The organism is Halorubrum sp. B53 (assembly GCF_059752395.1).
Map to the genome: position 1 here is coordinate 470,667 of NZ_MWTH01000015.1, position 16,723 is coordinate 487,389.

Below are 16,723 nucleotides of genomic sequence, written 5' to 3' on the forward strand. Positions count from 1 at the left end.
TGGTCGAGCGCACGGACGAGCTGGACGCGGAGGGGGACGACCCCGACGCGGAGGAAGACGAAGACGAGCCCGACCGGATCGCGATCCGGACCGCCGTCGCGCCGGGCGACCACGTGATGAGCGCCGGCGCGGACATCGCGGCCGGCGCCCGCGCGCTCGGTCCGGGGACGCGGTTGACGCCCCGCGAGATCGGGCTGCTCTCCGCGCTCGGCGTCGACGAGGTGCCGGTCGAGGGGAAGCCGCGGGTCGGGATCGTCTCGACCGGCGACGAGCTGGTGCGCCCGGGTGAGGCCCTCGACCCCTCGAGCGGGGAGATATACGACGTGAACTCGACGACCATCGCCGCCGGCGTCGAGGAGGCGGGCGGCGAGCCGGTCCTCTACCCGCACGCCGGCGACGACTACGAGGAGATGGAGCGGCTGCTCCGGCGCGCGGCCGACGAGTGCGACCTCGTGCTCTCGTCGGGGTCGACCTCGGCGAGCGCGGTCGACGTCATCTACCGCGTGATCGAGGAGCGCGGCGAGCTGCTGCTCCACGGCGTCGCGGTCAAGCCCGGCAAGCCGATGCTCGTCGGGCGCCTCGACCGCGGCGGGAGCGACGCGGCCCTCGAGAGCGAGCGCACCGGCGAGTCGGCATACGTCGGGCTCCCCGGCTATCCCGTGTCGGCGCTCACGATCTTCCGGACGTTCGTCGCGCCCGCGATCCGCGAGGCGGCCGGTCAACCGGAGCCCGCGACGGCGACCGTCGAGGGTCGGATGGCCGTCGGCGAGCGCTACGGCGAGGGGCGCATGCGGCTGATGCCGGTCGGACTCCTCGACCTGGACGACGACGACCGCCCGCTCGTCTACCCGGTCGACAAGGGCTCCGGGGCGACGACGAGCCTCGTCGAGGCCGACGGGGTCGTCGCCGTCGACCCGGACACGGAGTACCTCGATCGAGGCGAGCGCGTCACGGTGCAGCTGTTCTCGCCGGACGTGCGTCCGCCGACCCTGCTCGGCGTCGGCGAGGACGACCCGGCGCTCAACCGCCTGCTCGACCGGTTGGAGCGCCCGCGGTACCTGCCGGTCGGGTCCCGCGAGGGGCTCCGGCGGCTGCGCGACGGCGTCCCGGACGTGGCGGTCGTCGCGGGACCGACGGATCGAGAGGTCGAGACGGTCGATCTGGGCGGCTGGACCCGCGAGTGGGGGCTCGTCGTTCCCGCCGGCAACCCGGCCGACGTGACGGGGCTCGGCGCGGTCGTGGACCGCGACCTGCGGTTCGTCAACCGTCCGACCGACTCCGGGCTCCGACGGGGCCTCGACGACGCGCTCGATCGGCTCGCCGACGAGCGGTCGACGTCGCGGAGCGAGCTGACGGAGGCGATCGCGGGCTACGAGCTGACCGTGCGAGCGTTCGAGAGCCCGGCGCGGAAGGTGATCACCGGCGACGCCGACGTCGGGCTCGGCCTCCGCGAGACGGCGGAGCGGCTCGACTGCGAGTTCGTGTCGCTGGGCGAGCAGTCCGTCGTCGTGCGCGCGGCGCCGGAGCGGGCCGACCGCGACGCGGTGGCGGCGCTCGCGAGCGCGCTCGACGACCCCGCCGACCTCCTCGACGGGCTCGCGGGCTACTCGCGGAACAGCCGGAACGAACCCTGACCGACGACGACCTCGGCGGCCTCGCCGTTGGTCGCGCTGGTGACGGTCATGTCGCTGACGCCGATCGAGCCGCCGGACCTGACGATCGTCGCCTCGGCGGTGAGGTCCCCGGTCGCCGGGCGGAGGTAGCTCGCGTTGAGGTTCACCGTCGCGACCTCCCCGGAAAGCGGGTCCTCGAAGGCGGTCCGCTGGACGATCCCGCCGGCGGTGTCGATCAGGGTCGCCGCCACGCCGCCGTGGATAGTGCCGCCGTCGCTGTTCGTCAGCTTGTCGTCGAAGGGGATAGAGAGGACGACCCGCCCGCGCTCGACGACGTCGACCGACGTGTTCAGCCACGAGAGGTAGCCGTGCTCCTCCTCGATCCGACGCTCGACGAGCGCGACGGCCTCCGCGGAGAGCGAGTCCAAATCCGCGACGTCTGTCCGGTTCATACCACTCCCACACGAGGGTCCCGCTTGTAGCCCCTGAAACGGGAAACAACCGACGCGAGGTTGGCGGCGCCGACGGCGGGCCGGAGTCCGGCTGTACCGCGACCAGTCCGGCCGCTTATCAGCGATACCGAGCCAGCCGCCCCGTGACCTGACGCCTCGCCCGCGGCGGCCGAGACGGGAGTCCGGCGTACCGCCGCGGAGAGCGCCCGCGCCGGCTGTTCGCCACCTGTTCTCAGTAGCGCGGCGAATATCCTCACCCCGCGCCGAGCCGGATCGGGTCGTCGCTCGGGACCACGCCGAGCGACACCGCCTCGCCGATCTCGAACTCGCGGTCCGGGCAGACGACCTTCGCGCCGTACCCCGCGTCCCGCGCCGCGAACAGCGACAGCCCCACGACTCGCTCGCCGTTCGCGAGCACGTCGACCGGATCCCACGCGAGCCCCCGGCCGTCCGCGGCGCCGACGCGAGTGCCGAACAGCGTCGCCGTCGTTCGCTCGTCGAGACGGCCGGCGGAGTCGCCGCCGAAGACGCCCCCACCGGCGTAGTGGGCCAGCCCGCCGTCGAGCGGGACCCCCTCGTCGCTCGCGAGCGCGGCGAACGTCCCGCCCGGGTCGGGGTGCGTCGGCGCGTCGAGGAGCACGTGGGTCGGGCCGCGTTCGATCACGGTTCCGCACCCGTCCCACGGGACCGGCTCGACGGCGACGTCGACGGCGACCGGGAGCGACCCGCTCGCCCTGAGCGCGCTCGCGTCTGGCGCCCGGAACCCGAGGTGGACGTGGTCGTCGACCCACTGCCCGAAGAACCCGGAGCGCGTCGTCGGTCCGAGGTCGTCGCCGACGGCGACGCGGTCGCCGGGCGACACTTCGGGGATCACGTGGAGGATCCGGGCGACCGTCCCGGGCTCGGCGCCGGCTCGTCGACACCACTCGTCGTCGAGGTCGACGACGATCAGGTGGTCCTCGCTCGCGGCGTACGGCCGGTCCGGACAGCCGACGGTCCGGGTCTCGCGGACGACTCCCGAGACGGGTGATATCCCCTGCCCGGCCTCGGGGTACAGGTCGACGGCGCGGCCGTCGTCGTGAGCGGGGTACGGCGAGTTGAACCGCGAGAACCGTCGGTAGCCGTCGAGCGAGTCCGGCGGCAGGGTGACGGACATCGTCGTTCGCAGGGCGGGGCTCGATCCACAAGTGGCCGTCGGCGGAGGCGATCGGCGCGGGACGGCGTCGGGGCGTCGCACCCGCCTCCCGACATCGCCTCAGTCGTCCGCAGGCTCGATCCCGCCGATCACGAAGCGAGCGCCGCCCGACTCGGACTCCTCGACGGAGAGCTCCCACCCGTGCGCCTCGGCGATGTCGACGACGATCGCGAGCCCGAGCCCCGTCCCGCCCCCGAGCGAGACGCCGCGCTCGGTCACCTGCGATCGCTGGTCCGGCGGGATCCCGGGACCGTCGTCGGCGACGGCGAGCGCGACGCCGTCCGGGCGGCGTTCGATCTCGACCCGCACCGCGACGTCGTCACCCGCGTGTTCGATGGCGTTGCGGAACAGGTTCGAGAGCAGCTGTTCGAGCCGGTCGCCGTCGGCGAGCACCGTCGCGTCCGGCCCCTCGACCGACAGCGTCGCGTCCGCCGACTCGAGCCGCGACCAGACCCGCCGGACCGTCGCCTCGAGGGACACCCGGTCCGCGGAGTCGACGGAGCGGCCCGCGGTCGCCAGCGAGAGGAGCCCCTCGATGAGGTCGTCCATCCGCTCGTGGGCGTTCGCCGCCCGGTCGAGCGCGTCGTCGTTCTCGCCGCCGTCGTGACGCGCGAGCTCGACCGCCGCGGTCGCCGCCGCGAGCGGGTTCCGGAGGTCGTGGGAGACGACGCCGGCGAAGTCCTCCAGGCGCTCGTTCTGTCGCTCGAGTTCGGCCTCGCGGCGCTCTAGCTCCGACTGTCGCCGTTCGCGCTCGGTCACGTCGCGGAGGAGGAACACGTGACCGCGGTCCGTCCCGCGGGGGTCCGTTATCGGGTCCTCCTGAATGTCGAACTGTCGCCCGCCGATGGTGATCGGGTGTTCCACGCCAGTCTCCAGCCGCGGGAACACCGCCGAGAGCGACGAGCCGACGGCGTCCGGCGGGAGCAGCGCCTCGGCGGCGGGGTTGAGATCGCGGATCCGGCCGTCGGACCCCGCCACGATCACCGGGTCCTGCATCACCTCGACGGCGGTGTCGCGGGCGACGACCGCGGCGTCGAGCGTCCCGAGCCAGAACACAGTCCCGTACAGGAAGACGCCGTGGACGACGAGCGCCGACGGGAACCAAGCGAGGTTCGCGTAGCTACCGAGGTCCACGACGGTCGCGATCCCGCCGAGGAACGGGAACAGCGTCCCGAGCAGGATCACGAACGTCTGGAGTCGGTACCGGTTCCCGGTCCGTTGGTAGAGGTCGACGACGATGAGGACGCCGACGAGGCAGAGCGCGTAGGCGTACAGGACGAACCCGACGTCAGCGAGGCCCAGATCGAACGAGAGAAGCGTGAACGGCCCCTCGACGACCGGGGTGAGCGAGCGCCGAGAGAGCCCGTGGGTGGCGCTCGACCACGCGAGCAGGACCCAGGCGAACGGGGGCGTCGCTAGCGCGACGATCCGGTGCTCCGTCCGCCACTGATCGTGGCCGGCGAACGCGAGCGTGAACGCCGTCCAGAGTCCGGGAATTGCCGCGACGAGCGGCGTCGCAAGGTTGAGCGTGACGACCATGGTCAGCTCGCTCGCGCTCGCGACCCTGACGGCGTACAAAAGCGAGATTCCGCCGCCGCAGAGCAGGTAGAGCGCGACCTCGGTGCCGCCCGGCTGGTCGCGCTCCCGCCACGCGATCCCGCCGAGCCACAGCCCGATGACCCCGGCGAGCAGGCAAGCTGCGAGGTACGCTCGGACCGGCAGCGCGCCGAGATCGCTCATCGATACGTGACCCAATCAGAGGGCCGGCAAAACGTTTGTGTCATACTCCGGGACGGCGACCGTCGGCGACCGGACGACGACGCGGCCGCCGGGTTCTCCCGCGAGCGGAGTGCCGGCGGCGGCCGAAACCGGCTTGTCCGCCACCGCCTGTGATACCGATATGCGCGTACTCAGAGGGGGGATCGCGGACCCCGACGCGGACCGGGAGCGAACGGCGGCGCTCCTCGCGGTCGCGGGCGACGGAACCCCCGGACTCCGCGTGTGGACGCCGACCCGACAAGTCGCGTTCGGCCGCCGCGACGCCCGCGAGGACGGCTTCGAGCGGGCCGAGCGGGTCGCCGCGAACCGCGGGTTCCGCCCGGTCGAGCGCGACGTCGGCGGGCGAGCCGTCGCGTACGCCGGGGAGACGATCGCGTTTGCGCACGCGATCCCGCTGGGCGGCGACGCGGCGGGGAGCGGCTCGCGCGGGTCGATCGCGGAGCGGTACGACCACGCCGTCGAGACGGTCACCGAGACGCTCCGGGGGCTCGGCGCCGACGTCGTCGCCGGCGAGCCGGCGGCGTCGTTCTGCCCGGGCGACCACTCCGTGCGCGTCGCCGGCGGCGGGAAGGTGTCGGGAATCGCCCAGCGCGTCCGCGCGGACGCGGCGCTGGTCGCCGGCTGCGTCGTCGTCTCGCCGGGCGATGCGCGGGAGGTCGCCGCCGTCAGCGACGCCGTCTACGACGCGCTCGACGTGTCGTTCGACCCGGAGACGGTCGGCAGCGTCGCGGGCGCCGGCGGACCCGACGACCCGGAACGCGTCGTTCGGGCGCTGGAGGACGCGTTCGTCGACGGCCCGTGGGGAGACGGGTCGCGGCGGGTCGAGCGGATCGACGCCGAGCGGTGAGCGCGGCCGTCGAGTCGAGACCGGCGCGGAATCTCTCCGCCGAATCGGGTTCCCGGGCCGATCGGGCCCGATCGCGGTTTCGACGTGCTTTTTATTCGCGGGGGTCTCGGTTCGCCCATGGCCGAATTCAAAGTCGTCATCGCCGACCCCGAGAGCGGCGAGACGTTCCAGCGAGAGGTCGACGGACAGGACGCCAACCGGTTCCTCGGTCGAGAGATCGGCGACGAGATCGGCGGTGACGCCGTCGGCCTCTCCGAGCACACGGTCGAGATCACCGGCGGCTCCGACGAGACCGGTCGACCGATGCGCGAGGACGTCTCGGGCACCCGCCTGAAGGAGCTCCTCTTAGAGGGCGGCGTGGGCTTCAAGCCGTCCCGCGAGGGCGAGCGCAAGCGCATCACCGTCCGCGGCCGCGAGATCGACGACGACGTCGCGCAGATCAACGTCTCTGTCGTCGAGGGCGACGACGTCGCCGCAGCGCTCGGCGAGGACGACGGCGACGACGCCGACGAGGAGTAAGCGCCCCTTTTCGATGCCCCGCGTTCCCTCCGACGACGAGGGCGTCGCCTCGATACGCGTCTCGCTCGCCCGGAGCGGCGGCACTCGCCGCCCCTGCGTGCGTATCCCCGAAGACGACGAGCTCGCCGGCCGCGTCGAGTCGGGGACCTGCGAGTCGCTGTCGATGAGCGCCGGCGACGTGATCCGAGTCGCGTTCGACCGGGAGGAGAACCACGCGCCGGTGACGGCCGACAGCTCCGGACGGCTGATCCGCGGCGCGTTCGATAACCGACGGCTCGCGCGGGAGGCGGGCGAGGGGGAGAACCGCTTGGTCGCGTGGCTCGACGCGAACGGCCGCGAGCCGGGCGACAGCGTCGTCCTCGACGTCGTCGTGCCGGGGGAGCTGTACGGGCTCCGGGTCCCGGGCGAGCGGACCGTGTACGAGGCGACGCGCGGGCCGCCGTCGTCGCTCGCGGACATCGCTCGCGACCTCGACGGCTGAGACGGACGCCGAACCGGTCGGGTCGGTGTCGGATCGCTTATTCTCGCTCGGACCCGATCGGGAGGCATGAGAGAGGTCGACGCGGATCTGACGGCGCTCGACCGCGGGATCATCAACGCCTTCCAGGGCGGGTTTCCGGTGACCGAGCGGCCCTTCGAGCCGGCCGCGGCGGCGCTGCGGGAGCACGGCGTCGACGTGACCGGGGCCGAGCTGTGCGAGCGGGTCCGCGAGCTCGACGAGGAGGGAATCCTCTCGCGGTTCGGCGCGCTCGTCAACGCCGAGGAGATCGGCGGGGCGGCGTCGCTGGTCGCGATGCACGCGCCCGAGGACCGCTACGACGCGATCGCGGAGACCGTCAACGAGTTCACCGCGGTCGCGCACAACTACGAGCGCGAGCACCCGCACCTCAACATGTGGTTCGTGGTGAGCGTCGCCGACCACCCAGACCCCGACAAGGACGGGGGCGACCGGGTCGAGGAGGTGCTCGCCGAGATCGAGACGGCGACGGGCCAAGAGACGTACAACCTGCCGAAGCTCCGGGAGTTCCACGTCGGCGCGAAGTTCCTCGTCGACGGTCCGGTTCCCGACGGCGACGTCGACCTGTCCGATCTCGGTCCGGCTGTCACGCCGAGCGAGCGGGGGACGCTCACGCCCGCCGAGCGCGACCTCGTCGTCGAGATCCAGGGCGGGCTCCCGATCACGGAGACGCCGTACGCCGACGTGGCGGCCGCGCTCGACGCAGACGTCGGGTGGGTGATCGAGACGATCAAGCGGTTCGAGGCGGAGGGGAAGGTGCGCCGCGTCGGCGTGATCCCGAACCACTACGCGCTCGGCTACACGGAGAACGGGATGACCGTCTGGGACGTGCCCGAGGACGCCCTCGACGAGGTCGGGCCCGCCGTCGCCTCGCTCGATTTCGTCACGCACTGCTACGAACGCCCACGCCACGCGGGCGTCTGGCAGTACAACTTCTTCGCGATGACCCACGGTCGGACGGAGGCCGAGAGCGAGCGGCGAATCGCGGAGGTGAAAGAGTTGATGGACGAGCACTGGGACGTCGGCGCCGACGACTGGGACACGCTGTTCTCCACGCGGATCCTGAAGAAGACGGGGATCCGGATCGCCGACCGCGCCGACAGCAACACGGCGTGAGCCGTTTCGCTGCGGTCCGGAGGTGCCCGACGTGATCCCGCTCTACCACGACTTCGCCGGGGAGACGGTGCTCGTGTTCGGCGGCGGGGCCGTGGGCGCGCGGAAGGCGTCGCGGTTCGCCGCCGAGGCCCGCGTCGTCGTCGTGAGCCCGGCGTTCGACGACCGGCTCGTCGACCTCGCGGGGGAGGGCGACCGGAGCGGGGCGGAGGGCCCGACCGTTGAGCTGGTCCGCGCCGCCCCGGACCCCGACGCGGTCGGAGACTGGATCGATCGCCTCGGACCGGCCCTCGTGGTCGCCGCCACCGACGACGCCGCCGTCAACGCCGCGGCCGAAGCCGCCGCGCTTGAGGCCGACCCGCTCGTCAATCGGACGGACGTGTCGACCGCGGACCGGTCGGGGTCGCGCGACGTACGGAGCGTGGTCGTTCCGGCGACCGTCGAGGACGAGCCGGTCACGGTCGCCCTCTCGACCGGGGGCGCGAGCCCGGCGCTCGCGAAGGCGCTCCGCGAGCGCGTCGAGGCCGAGATCGACGGTGCGGGGGCGATGGCGGAGCTCTCCGGCGAGCTCCGCGCGGAGCTCAGAGATCGGGGGGTCGACCCCGAGGCGCGTCGGGAGGCAATCCGTCGTGTCGTGCGATCCGAGGGGGTTTGGAAGGGTTTACAAAAGGGGAGATCCAACGGTCGGAAAGAGGCGTATTCCGTGATCGAGGAGGAACTCAACAGATGAAGGAGACGGGAGCCATCGCCGGTGTGAGCGTCGCTCACGCCCGCGCGACGGTCGACGAGATCGAGTCGGCCGGCGGCGACGGCGTCCGCGCGACCGTCTCGGACCTGCTCGCGCGCGACGGCGTCGAGGAGGCGTTCGCCCTCCAGACGTGCAACCGCTCGGAGGCGTTCGTCGTCACCGACCGGACCGTCGACGGGGCCGACGCGCTGGCGTCGTTCGCCCCCGACATCCGCGGCGGCGCGGTCCGCCGACTCGACCACGAGGAGAGCTTGGAACACCTGATGCGCGTCGCCGCCGGGCTGGAGTCGCTCGTGCTCGGCGAGGACCAGATCAGCGGCCAGCTGCGGGAGGCGTACGAGGAGTCGAAGTCCGCGGGCGGCATCGGCCCCGTCCTGAAGGACGCGGTGACGAAGGCGCTGCACGTCGGCGAGCGCGCACGCAACGAGACCTCGATCAACGAGGGGGTCGTCTCCCTCGGCTCGGCCGCGGTCCGGCTGGCCGCGACCGAGATCGACCTCACCGACGGGTCGGCGGTCGTGGTCGGCGCCGGCGAGATGGGAACGCTCGCGGCGCGGACGCTCGACGACACCGCCGTCTCCGATATCGTCGTCGCCAACCGGACGGTGCCGAACGCGGAGTTCGTCGCCGGCGAGGTTGACACGCCCGCGGAGGCCGTCTCGCTCGCCGACCTGCCGGCGGTCGTCCCCGACGCCGACCTCGTTATCTCGGCGACCGGAAGCCCGGAGCCGGTGATCGAGCCGGGACACGTCGCGGACGCGGGACGGCTCGTCTGCATCGACATCGCGCAGCCGCGGGACGTCGACCCGACGGTTGCCGACCGCGACGGGTTGACGCTGTACGACATCGACGCGCTGGAAGACGTGACGCGGCGGACCCGCGAGAGCCGCGAGGCGGAGGCGCGCGACGTCGAGGCGATCATCGACGAGGAGCTCGACCGCATCCTGCAGGCGTACAAGCGCAAGCGCGCGGACGACGCCATCTCCGCGATGTACGCGGGCGCCGACCGCGTGAAGGCCCGCGAGGTCGACCGCGCGCTCTCGAAGCTGGAGGCGCAGGGCGGGCTGACCGAGGAGCAGCGCGAGACCGTCGAGGATATGGCCGACGCCTTGGTCGGACAGCTGCTCGCGGCCCCCACCAGCTCGCTGCGCGACGCCGCCGGCGAGGACGACTGGGAGACGATCCGGACCGCGCTCCAGCTGTTCGACCCCGAGTTCGACGCGCCGCCGGAGGTCCCGGGCGGAGAGTCGGCGAGCGAGGGGAGCGGCCCCGAGATCGACGGCCCGCCGGAGTCGGTCGCCGAGGAGCTGGACGACTGACCGCGGTCGCCGTCCTTTATTTTCCCCCGGGCGTACCGGTGAGCATGCGACTCTCCGAGTACGCGGAACGGCTCGACGACGAACTCGACACGGCGGCGTACGCCGACGTCGACGCCAGCGCGAACGGGCTACAGGTCGGACCGGAGGACGCCGAAGTCGAGCGCGTCGCCGTCGCGGTCGACGCCGCCGAGGCGACGATCGAGGCCGCGGCCGACGCGGACGCCGACGTCCTCGTCGTCCACCACGGGATCTCGTGGGGGGGCTTCGACCGCGTCACCGGGCGGACGTACGACCGGGTCGAGGCGCTGATCGAGCGCGACATCGCGCTGTACGTCTCGCACCTCCCGCTGGACGGCAACGCCGACCTCGGCAACGCGGCCGGCGTCGCGGAGGCGATCGGCCTCGAAGACCGCGAGCCGTTCGGCGAGATCGGCCCGGTCACGATCGGGACGGCGGGGGAGCTGCCGGAGCCGCTCCCGGCCGCGTCGCTCCGGGAGACGCTCGACGGGTTCGAGGGGCAGCCCGACGGCGAGGAGTCGCCGACGCGCGTGATCGACTTCGGGCCCGACGAGATCGAGCGCGTCGCGGTCGTCACGGGCTCCGGCGTCGACTGGCTCGACGAGGCCGCGGCGACCGGCGCCGACGCGCTGATCACGGGCGAGGGGAAGCAGCAGGTCTACCACGACGCGCGGGAGGCCGGGATCACGGTGTTCCTCGGGGGGCACTACGCGACCGAGACGTTCGGGGTGCGGTCACTCGAGTCGCTGTCGGCGGAGTGGGGACTGGAGACGGAGTACGTGAGCCACCCGACTGGGCTCTGAGGGGATCGATCGGACTCCGCGAGGGTCCCCGGCCCGTCGCCCCCGAACGCAACCCTTACCGCCCGCGTCCGTCCACTCCGGGTATGCGCGATCACTTCGAGATCCGGGACCACGACGCGGCCGGGCGGATCGGCCGGCTGGAGGTCCCCCGCGCCGGCGTCACGGTCGAGACGCCGGCGCTGCTGCCGGTCGTCAACCCCAACGTGCTCACGGTCGAGCCGTCGCGGCTCCGCGAGGAGTTCGGCGCGGAGATGCTGATCACCAACTCCTACATCATCCGGAGCACGGACCGGATCCGGGATCGGGTGCTTGAGGAGGGGCTCCACGACTTCCTCGGGTTCGACGGCGCGATCATGACCGACTCCGGCTCCTTCCAGCTCGCCGAGTACGGCGACATCGACGTGACCACCGAGGAGATCATCGAGTTCCAGCGGCGTATCGGGAGCGACGTGGCGACCCCGGTCGACGTCCCGACGCCGCCGGACGTCGACCGCGAGCGCGCCGAGCGGGAGTTGGAAACCACGGAGCGCGCCCTCGCCGACGCGGCGGCCGCGGAGACCGGCGAAATGCTCGTCAACGCCCCCGTACAGGGATCGACGTTCCCGGACCTCCGCGAGGAAGCCGGGCGACACGCGACGGCCACGGACCTCGACGTGTTCCCGGTCGGCGCGATGGTGCCGCTGCTCAACTCCTACCGCTACGCCGAGGTCGTCGAGGCGGTGCGGGCCGCGAAGCGCGGGCTCGACCCGGACGCGCCCGTCCACTTGTTCGGCGCGGGCCACCCGATGATGCTCGCGCTGGCGGTCGCCGCGGGCTGCGACCTGTTCGACTCGGCCGCCTACGCGCTGATGGCGCGCGATGGGCGCTACCTGACCGTCTCGGGCACCGAACACCTCGAGGAGATGGAGTACTTCCCCTGCTCGTGTCCGGTCTGCGCCGAGCACACGCCGGCGGAGCTCCGCGGGCTCGAGGAGGACCCCGACGCCGACGCGTCCCCTGAGCGGCTGCTGGCCGAACACAACCTCCACGTCACCTTCGAGGAGCTCCGGCGCGTGAAGGCCGCGATCCGGTCGGGGAACCTCCTCGAACTGGTCGACCGGCGCGCCCGCGGTCACCCCGCGATGCTCGACGGCTACCGGGCGCTGCTCGACCACGCCGACGAGCTGGAGCGCACCGATCCCGTCTCGAAGGACGCCTTCTTCTACACCTCCCACGAGTCGGCCCGGCGCCCGGAGGTCCGCCGGCACCGCGATCGGCTCGCCCGGTTGGAGGCGCCGGGCCGCTTGCTGCTCACGGAGTCGAACGCGCCGTCGACGCACGACTACGACGCGGTGTGGCGCGTGAAACCGCCGTTCGGCCCCTTCCCGCGGGCGCTCTCGGAGACGTACCCGCTCACCGCGGAGGTCCCGGAGCGGCTCGACGACGCGGCGCGGGTCACCGCGGCCGAGGGCGTCGCCGCGCTCGCGTCGGCGAACCCCGAGACCGAGATCACGCTCGGCCACGACGGCTGGCCCGAGGCGGCGCTCGACGCCGTTCCCGACCGCGTCGAGACGGAGGACCTGCGGACGCTCGGGCGATCCGGGTAACGGGGGTCGTTGAATCCCTCAAGCAGAGCCAGCTTTCAGCGGTCGTGCTGATTACAGAGCGCGAATGTGGGACGAACCGGGCCGATCTGCGGAAGGGAGTGATCTCTCAGTACAGGGACCACACGTAACTGCTACGTCCCGGCTCCAAGGCTACCCTCACAAATGCGATTAGCAGTGCTCCGGCCGCGATCAGAGTACCAATCAGTCGTCCGACTATGCCCATCGTTGTATTGTACCCACTTTTGCGTTGGTAATCGCTGCGAGAAAGAGGACACAGAGACCAAACCAAAATACGAGAACCGATAGTAGTTCGGTGATGGAGGGAGCGACGATGTTGGGGCAGATGAACTACCATTCCAGCGGTGCCGGAACCCCCCACCGACATCTGACCCTCGATGATCAATACGTGGTCTCAGGCTTTCCGCCGTTTTAACCAGTCTTGCGTCTAAAGAACAGGGTTTCAACGCAAAATCAAGAACAAATGAGCCTGAAATCACTCAACAACGATGGCACCGCGGTGTCCAATATCGCGGTGGGGTCGACAAGAGTACCTGAAGACGCCCGTCTCGGAGAACGTTTCTTCGAAGTGGACGCCGGACTCGGTGTGGAGAGTTTCACCACCGAGATCGGTGTCCTCGAAGACGATGTTGTGTGCGCCGCCCGTCCCGGTCCACGACCATCGGACCGTCGTTCCGGGTGATACCTTCACTGCGTGTGGATCGAACGCGAATGGGCCACCGTTGCCGTTCGCCCCGGTGGTAATTTCAACGAGACTGGTGGACGTTTGGTCTGTGATAGTTCCGTCGTACTCGTTCGTTCCGGCGAGCCACTTATCTACAGTTGGGTACCCGCTCGACGGGGCCGTATCGACCACGACGACACCCTTCATGCCCGCGTCGGCATGCGGCTCGCTGACGTATCTGTGCGTCCCTTCTGCGTCGAACGTGTACTCGAATGTCTCTCCGATCCTCGCAACCGCCTGACCGCTGTCGAACGTCCCGTCGGTAGCGACTACGTTGTACTCCGCACTCTCTCCGACCCACTCCCAGGTGACAGTTGTGTCCGGGGCAACCTTGATCGCGGGCGGAGAGAACGATTTCGTATTCGACACACCGAGATACACCGTCGGTGGATCATCATACCGGAGGTCGAGGACCTGTTTCGTCTGTGGATCATTCGCGGCTGCGAGCCATGTGTCCAGAGAGGATTCACCGTCGCTTTCGTCCGCTGCAGGAGTCGAACTGTCGTGTGCTTGGAGTCGATTGAACCCGGCCAGCGACCCGAATCCAGCAGCTACACTTGCGCCTATGAACGTACGGCGATTATTGGAGGGCATCTGCGCGTGGTCGTTGGCCTGTGAATATATACAGTATTAATGCCAGTTCCCAGTTACTTAGAACTGGTCTGTCTGAACTCGCTGAGTCACCTCAGACGGAGTATCAACAGGTACAGACGGAGCGCGTGTCACCGCGATTCTCTTGTTGGGTGGTCTACTCGGTCTCACTATCTTCGCTCCTGAAGGTATTCTTCGCCCACGGTAGAAGAGCCGTCTTCCATTTGCAGCACGACCTCTCGGTTGATTCTGGATTCAGAGAGAACATAACGCAGTCGCCGTACCTAACTACATCCTCTGTATTCAGTGCCACTTCCCGTCGCGTTCTGAGAAGTTCAACAGCGACCGGAGCTGAAACAGCCGCGCGACGCTACTCCTCTCCCGACCCCATCCGCTTCGAGTAGTCCCACGTGTGGAGTCGCTCCGGCTCGATCCGGATCCGCACCTCCTCGCGCTCCGGCCGGAGGAGCCGGTCCCCGGTCGGGTTGTCGACGCCATCCAGATACCGCTCCAGCAGGGCGCGCAGCAGCTCCTTCTCCGCGTCCGGCGACACCGTCGCGCGGCCGCGGCCCCTGACGCCTTTATACGGGGGATCGTTCGTCGACACCTCGAAGGAGACGTGGTCGTCGTGCGTGAGAAACGAGACGACGTCTGCGTCGGCGCTCGTCGCGCAGTGGACGGCGCCGTCCCACGAGAACCACAGCGAGACGATCCACGGGTCGTCCGCGGGCGTGCGACAGCCGAGGCGCACCGGGACGCGGGCGTCGGTCAGGAACTCGTCGACGCGGTCGCGGTCCCACGGGCCGGAGGGCTCCATGCGATCCCTTCGGACGGGTCGTGCCTAACGGTTGCGGCGCGGAACACAAGAGAATTGACCGTCCCCGCGCGAGGGGGAGTATGACCGACCACTTCGAGGTCCACGAGCGCGACGGCGCCGCCCGACTCGGGGAGCTACGGCTCGCCGAGCCGGTGACGACGCCGGCGCTCGCGGACCCCTTCTTAGCGGACGCCGGCAGCCTCTGGGCCGGCGAGCGCGAGGTCCCGGACGGCGGCGACGACGCGCTCACGGTCCTGCCGCACCGCTCGTTCCCCGCGGGGACCCGCGAGGAGGTCCGCGAGTCGTTCGCGGTCGACCACCCGGATGTCGACTACCCCTCTGCCGCCGTCGTCGACAGCGAGAGCGCCCGCGACGTCGGCGCCGACGCGTACCTGCTCTCGGACGCGTCCGGGTTCGTCGGCCACGGCGAGGCGTTCCGCGACGCGATCGTCGCCGCGAAGGCGGCGCTGCCGGCCGACACCGCCCTTATGCTTTCGGGCGTCGCCACGCCGCTGAACGTCGCCGTCCTCGCGTACGCCGGCGTCGACCTCGTGGACGCGACGCTCGCCCGGGCGAAGGGGACGCAGGGGCGATACCTCACGGCCGACGCCGAGCACTTCCTCGAGGACCTCGACGAGCTGCCGTGCGCCTGTCCCGCCTGCGCGGGACCCCGCGAGGAGTTCACCCGCGCCGACTGCGCCGAGCACAACGTGAACGCGCTCCGCGCGGAGCTCCGCCGCGTGCGCGAGCGGATCCGCGCGGGTCGCCTGCGCGACTACATCGAAGGGCAGACCCGCCACGAGCAGTGGCTCACGGCCGCGTTCCGCGAGTTCGACGACCAGTGGGGGTACGTCGAGGAGCGCACGCCGCTGATGCGCGACGCCGAGGTGACCGCGGCGACCGCGGAGACGCTGGACCGCGTCGAGATCCGGCGGTTCGCCGACCGGGTGACGAGCCGGTACCGGAACCGGTTCACGGATCAGCCGCTCGTGTTGGTCCCCTGCTCGGCGACGAAGCCGTACAGCGACTCCCAGAGCCACGGGCAGTTCCACGACGCGATCCAGTGGCGCGGCCACACCGTCTCGATGACCTCGCCGATCGGCGTGGTGCCTCAGGAACTGGAGACGACGTACCCCGCCCAGCACTACGACGCGGTCGTCACTGGCGACTGGAGCGAAGACGAGATCGGCTTCGTCGCCGAGGTGCTCCGGCGGTATCTGACGCGGAACGACTACTCGCGGGTGATCGCGCACGTCCCCGACCACGGCTACCGCGAGATCTGCGAGCGCGTCGCGAGCGACCCCGCGGTCGACGTCCCGTTCGAGTACACGTGCGTCGGCCACCCGACGAGCGACGAGTCGCTCGGGGAGCTGAACGCGACCCTGCAGGGCGAGCCCGCCTACAGCAAGCGCGAGCGCGAGCACAACACGGTCCGGGCGATCGCCGACTACCTCCTCGGCGACGGCGCGGGCGACGACCTGTTCGGCGGGCCGGGCGAGGCGGACATCCGAACCACCGGACGGTACCCCAAGCTGCAGGTGTGGGGCGACGACCCCGACGCCGGCCGCGAGGGCGAGCCGGGCGAGCAGCTCGCGACGATGGTCCCCCAGTACGGCACCCTCTCGTTCACCCTCGCCGGCGCGCGCCGCTGGGTCGAGAGCGACGCCCCCACGAAACGGGTCCGGATCGACCCGTTCGTCCCGCACGGCTCCGTCTTGGCGCCCGGCGTCGTCGACGCGGACGACGACATCCGCGTCGGCGACGAGGTCGTCATCGAGGGGCCGAAGGCGTTCGCGGTCGGCCGCGCCGAGATGTCCGGGCCGGAGATGGTCGACTCGACGCGCGGCGTCGCCAGCGAGGTCCGGCACGTGGACGAGAAGTGACCCCGCGGGTCGCGGGACCCACACCGAAGCAGTTGGGGTGTGCGACTAAGCGGATGCGGCCGTAACGTATTATCGTCAGAGGCACGCGCCTAGCTTTACCGTATTTCGTCCCGCTCCTCTGCGCTCGAACCCGCAGCCGCGCCGTCGCGGTCGGCGCGGGACAAGAGTGAAACGGGTCAAT

Annotated in this window: 15 protein-coding genes; 10 read left to right on the forward strand and 5 right to left on the reverse strand. The window is 71.0% G+C overall.

The annotated features are described in order from the left end of the window. Positions 1-1,634: molybdopterin biosynthesis protein (locus B4V06_RS14970; protein ID WP_498170454.1), on the forward strand; the 1,634-nt coding region annotated here is incomplete at its 5' end. Here the strand turns inward: B4V06_RS14970 and B4V06_RS14975 are convergent. From B4V06_RS14975 to B4V06_RS14985, 3 genes are all read right to left on the reverse strand, one after another. Continuing rightward, positions 1,604-2,065, reverse strand: a complete 462-nt coding sequence (locus tag B4V06_RS14975) for a PaaI family thioesterase (protein WP_498170456.1) — start codon at positions 2,063-2,065, stop codon at positions 1,604-1,606. The two genes, B4V06_RS14970 and B4V06_RS14975, sit on opposite strands and share 31 nt — an antisense overlap. Before the next feature lie 253 nt (positions 2,066-2,318). Further along, positions 2,319-3,221 carry a DUF8155 domain-containing protein gene (locus B4V06_RS14980; protein ID WP_498170457.1) on the reverse strand — a complete coding sequence of 301 codons (903 nt, stop codon included), beginning with the start codon at positions 3,219-3,221 and terminating at the stop codon, positions 2,319-2,321. Positions 3,222-3,320: 99 nt separating this feature from the next. Then, positions 3,321-5,000, reverse strand: a complete 1,680-nt coding sequence (locus B4V06_RS14985) for a sensor histidine kinase (protein ID WP_498170459.1) — start codon at positions 4,998-5,000, stop codon at positions 3,321-3,323. A gap of 160 nt (positions 5,001-5,160) precedes the next feature. Here B4V06_RS14985 and B4V06_RS14990 point away from each other — a divergent pair, with 160 nt between their 5' ends. The 8 genes from B4V06_RS14990 (at position 5,161) to tgtA (ending at position 12,509) form a co-directional block, all read left to right on the forward strand. Then, the gene (locus B4V06_RS14990; RefSeq protein WP_498170461.1) at positions 5,161-5,886 is read left to right on the forward strand and encodes a lipoate--protein ligase family protein; all 726 of its coding nucleotides are present in this window, start codon (positions 5,161-5,163) and stop codon (positions 5,884-5,886) included. 117 nt (positions 5,887-6,003) lie between these two features. Further along, positions 6,004-6,405 carry a 30S ribosomal protein S6e gene (locus B4V06_RS14995; RefSeq protein WP_123112790.1) on the forward strand — a complete coding sequence of 134 codons (402 nt, stop codon included), beginning with the start codon at positions 6,004-6,006 and terminating at the stop codon, positions 6,403-6,405. Between the two features lie 13 nt (positions 6,406-6,418). Continuing rightward, a complete protein-coding gene (locus B4V06_RS15000) occupies positions 6,419-6,886 on the forward strand; it encodes a DUF7112 family protein (protein WP_123112791.1) in 468 nt (155 codons plus the stop codon). Positions 6,887-6,952: 66 nt separating this feature from the next. Further along, positions 6,953-8,038: a siroheme decarboxylase subunit beta gene (gene ahbB, locus B4V06_RS15005; RefSeq protein ID WP_498170463.1), complete on the forward strand. Its 1,086-nt coding sequence runs from the start codon at positions 6,953-6,955 to the stop codon at positions 8,036-8,038. Between the two features lie 31 nt (positions 8,039-8,069). Further along, positions 8,070-8,765: a precorrin-2 dehydrogenase/sirohydrochlorin ferrochelatase family protein gene (locus tag B4V06_RS15010; protein ID WP_498170464.1), complete on the forward strand. Its 696-nt coding sequence runs from the start codon at positions 8,070-8,072 to the stop codon at positions 8,763-8,765. Continuing rightward, positions 8,762-10,102 (forward strand): glutamyl-tRNA reductase, encoded by a 1,341-nt coding sequence (hemA, locus tag B4V06_RS15015; protein WP_123112794.1) that lies wholly within the window; start codon positions 8,762-8,764, stop codon positions 10,100-10,102. Before B4V06_RS15010 ends, hemA begins: the two co-directional genes overlap by 4 nt. Positions 10,103-10,146: 44 nt before the next feature. Next, complete coding sequence (locus B4V06_RS15020; protein ID WP_498170466.1) at positions 10,147-10,923, forward strand: Nif3-like dinuclear metal center hexameric protein; 777 nt, start codon at positions 10,147-10,149, stop codon at positions 10,921-10,923. Positions 10,924-11,006: 83 nt separating this feature from the next. Continuing rightward, complete coding sequence (tgtA, locus tag B4V06_RS15025) at positions 11,007-12,509, forward strand: tRNA guanosine(15) transglycosylase TgtA (protein WP_498170469.1); 1,503 nt, start codon at positions 11,007-11,009, stop codon at positions 12,507-12,509. 493 nt (positions 12,510-13,002) lie between these two features. Here tgtA and B4V06_RS15030 read toward each other — a convergent pair whose 3' ends face one another. Next, a complete protein-coding gene (locus B4V06_RS15030; protein ID WP_255212491.1) occupies positions 13,003-13,845 on the reverse strand; it encodes a halocyanin domain-containing protein in 843 nt (280 codons plus the stop codon). Positions 13,846-14,212: 367 nt separating this feature from the next. After that, the gene (locus tag B4V06_RS15035) at positions 14,213-14,659 is read right to left on the reverse strand and encodes a pyridoxamine 5'-phosphate oxidase family protein (RefSeq protein WP_123112797.1); all 447 of its coding nucleotides are present in this window, start codon (positions 14,657-14,659) and stop codon (positions 14,213-14,215) included. A gap of 80 nt (positions 14,660-14,739) precedes the next feature. Between B4V06_RS15035 and arcS the strand changes: the two genes are divergently transcribed. After that, positions 14,740-16,542: an archaeosine synthase subunit alpha gene (arcS, locus tag B4V06_RS15040; RefSeq protein ID WP_498170471.1), complete on the forward strand. Its 1,803-nt coding sequence runs from the start codon at positions 14,740-14,742 to the stop codon at positions 16,540-16,542. Positions 16,543-16,723 lie beyond the last annotated feature (181 nt).